The sequence below is a fragment of the Candidatus Jidaibacter acanthamoeba genome (genome assembly GCF_000815465.1).
In the GTDB taxonomy this organism is placed as follows: Bacteria; Pseudomonadota; Alphaproteobacteria; order Rickettsiales; family Midichloriaceae; genus Jidaibacter; species Jidaibacter acanthamoebae.
The window spans coordinates 1-2,453 of the sequence record NZ_JSWE01000173.1 but is presented as its reverse complement, the minus strand read 5'-3'; the positions used below and the strand labels follow the sequence as shown (position 1 = coordinate 2,453).

Below are 2,453 nucleotides of genomic sequence, written 5' to 3'. Positions count from 1 at the left end.
GCTGTCTTATTATATTCTCCGCTTGTGTTTATATTCGATCCCTTGCTTAATGATTCTTCAACTCCTGCTATATCTCCATTCTTTGCTCTCTCAAATAACCTCCTATATCTTTGCTCTCTTTGTTCTACACTTAAGTGTTTGTTTTCTTGTTCAACCGTCATTATCAAATTAGTATCTTCTAACTCGCTAAAATCTATTCTATTAAAGTCTATTTGTTCTAGATCTACTTCTGTTAAGTCAACTGGTTGATTACTCTCTCTAGCTATGTTTAGTACTGTATCCAGTCTATCTGTAGGCCCCGCTCCTAAGGCAATATCTGCTTCATCATTTAAATGATCCAGATGCTCCTCTATGCTCCTTATATCATTACGTCTTTTTACCTGCTCTTCATCTGCTAAGTACTCTTTTCTTATTCTTTTAATGTTTACTAATAACTCTATAACTTCTTCTTTTTGTTCTTTATTAAACTCATCCAACACTATTTCCACATCTGAGATAAATTGTGACATATCAGTTATAGTGTTATACAAGTGATATAATTTATTAAATATTATAAAGCTTATTACATCCTCTGCTAAGCTATATTCTCGTTCTTTAAGCATTACATTAAGTATGCCTATAATTTCTTCACGTGATTTAGTACTTATTAAATCCCTGTTATAGCTAACTTTATCAAAACTAAGTTCATGCTCACTCAATAATAAATTGATTTGGTTACTGGCCATTGCAAGTAGAGCTATGTATTGTAGCTCATTATCATTCAGCCTTCTTAGCTTACCTTCTATAACACTTAATACTTCTAAACCTTCAAAATCACTTGGACTACAACTTAAACAATATAAATATTCCAAATAATCTATCGCTTCCTTTGCTTCTTTTATTTTCTTTATATTAAAATCAATTGATTCTATACATAACTTATGCCTTATACCTACAATCTCTTCTTGTAATATTGACTCTATAATTATGTCTTTAAGCGTTTTTACATTTATTAACTGCTCAACAGATATCTTACTATCTGTAAAATCAACTCCTTCTAAACTGTTACGTCCAAACCCTACAAAACTTAAATCTAATCCGCTTAAATTAAGTCCTATTAAATCTATTCTTTGAAGATCTATTTTCTTTTTATTCTCTTCAAACAAATAGCCATGCCGGTTAAGTATATGGGTAACATCCTTTATATATTTTCTTACAATATATTCTCTTTCTTCTTTATCCCTTGCCTCTAAATCAATATTAAACCTTCTCTCTTTGATACCTAAAATACCGTTCACAGCCTCAGGTAATGCCTCCTTTATTTCTTCCTTATCTTCATTATTTAAAGTATTTAATGTGCTTAAGTTTCTGGCGGCTTCACAATTTCTTATTATTTCTTCATAGCTTTCTATTAATATTGCAAAGTAGTTATCTCTTACTCTTGCTTTTAAAGCCTCTATACTTATCTCTTTTTTATTTAATTCATTACGCTTGGCAAATTCTTCAATTATCAAATCCCTTTCTTCAGCACTTAATCGGTTGTTACTCCATATCTTACTAACTATTCTTATTACCTCTATTTGTTTCCTTATTTCTTTAATCTCTTTCTTAGCCTTATTTATAGTACTTTCCTGTTGAGTTCGGGTATTCCTATCTGCTTTATTTCCTTCTTCTCTTCTTCTCATTTCTTCCTCTTAATATTATTGTTTCTAAATAAAAATGGTTATTTTGTTCTTTCCTTCCCTTCCCTTCCCTTCCCTTTGGATTCTAATAGTAGCTTTAGTTGGTGTGAGGCTGAAGGTGCATAGTCCTTTGCTACTTTATCGCATTTTTATCCCTTACCTCTTTTTTCTTTCCCTCTCAGCCCCTGTTCTTTCTGTTTAGCTTCTTCTTGTTCTATGATTACTAAGTTTATAAAACTATTTGAAATGTCATATTTTCTCTCTTCCCAAAAGAGTTTTAGCTTATAATTAGCCTGGTAGTAATTTTTAATTGAATTTATTATTAATTGCTCAGCTGCTTGTAGTGAGCTGTCTCGATCGTCAGAAATTATGTAGTCAACCGCTCTTTCTCTTCCTCCTTTCTGCTCATCAGTGGTATGTGTATATCTGTTTTGTGAACCTAATAAATCTTCAGCTTTCATTTTTATAAAAAGTAGTTAAATATATAATTTAAAACACTGTTTTATAGCTTTTAAACAAGCAACCACTCTTTTACTAATACTAAAAGTTTATTCTTTACCTTTAATTATATATTTGAAATTAACCTATGGTTTTATATATAGTTTTTGTATAGGCTGTTTCTTTAAGATAATGTTTCTAATAAATATAAGTAATATTAACATTTACCGAACAACATCTCAGAGTAATTATGCACTTCCTCTTCCGAAGGCTAAGTGTATCTAAATATCTCCCTGATGGATACATTACCACTCATCTTCTGCGCTATGTGCACATCATACTTATCTGCTATTC

General features: G+C 30.8%; 2 protein-coding genes. Both read right to left on the bottom strand.

What is annotated here, in order from left to right; genetic code table 11:
- The coding region (locus tag NF27_RS08025; protein WP_039458082.1) for a hypothetical protein at positions 1-1,664 on the bottom strand (1,664 nt) is incomplete at its 3' end.
- A 146-nt stretch (positions 1,665-1,810) separates the two neighbouring features.
- The gene (locus tag NF27_RS08020; protein ID WP_039458079.1) at positions 1,811-2,122 is read right to left on the bottom strand and encodes a hypothetical protein; all 312 of its coding nucleotides are present in this window, start codon (positions 2,120-2,122) and stop codon (positions 1,811-1,813) included.
- Positions 2,123-2,453: the final 331 nt, after the last annotated feature.

Coding starts and splice junctions, on each gene's coding strand:
- NF27_RS08020 (WP_039458079.1), bottom strand. CDS start 2,122: ATGAAAGCTGAAGATTTATTAGGTTCACAAAACAGATATACACATACC.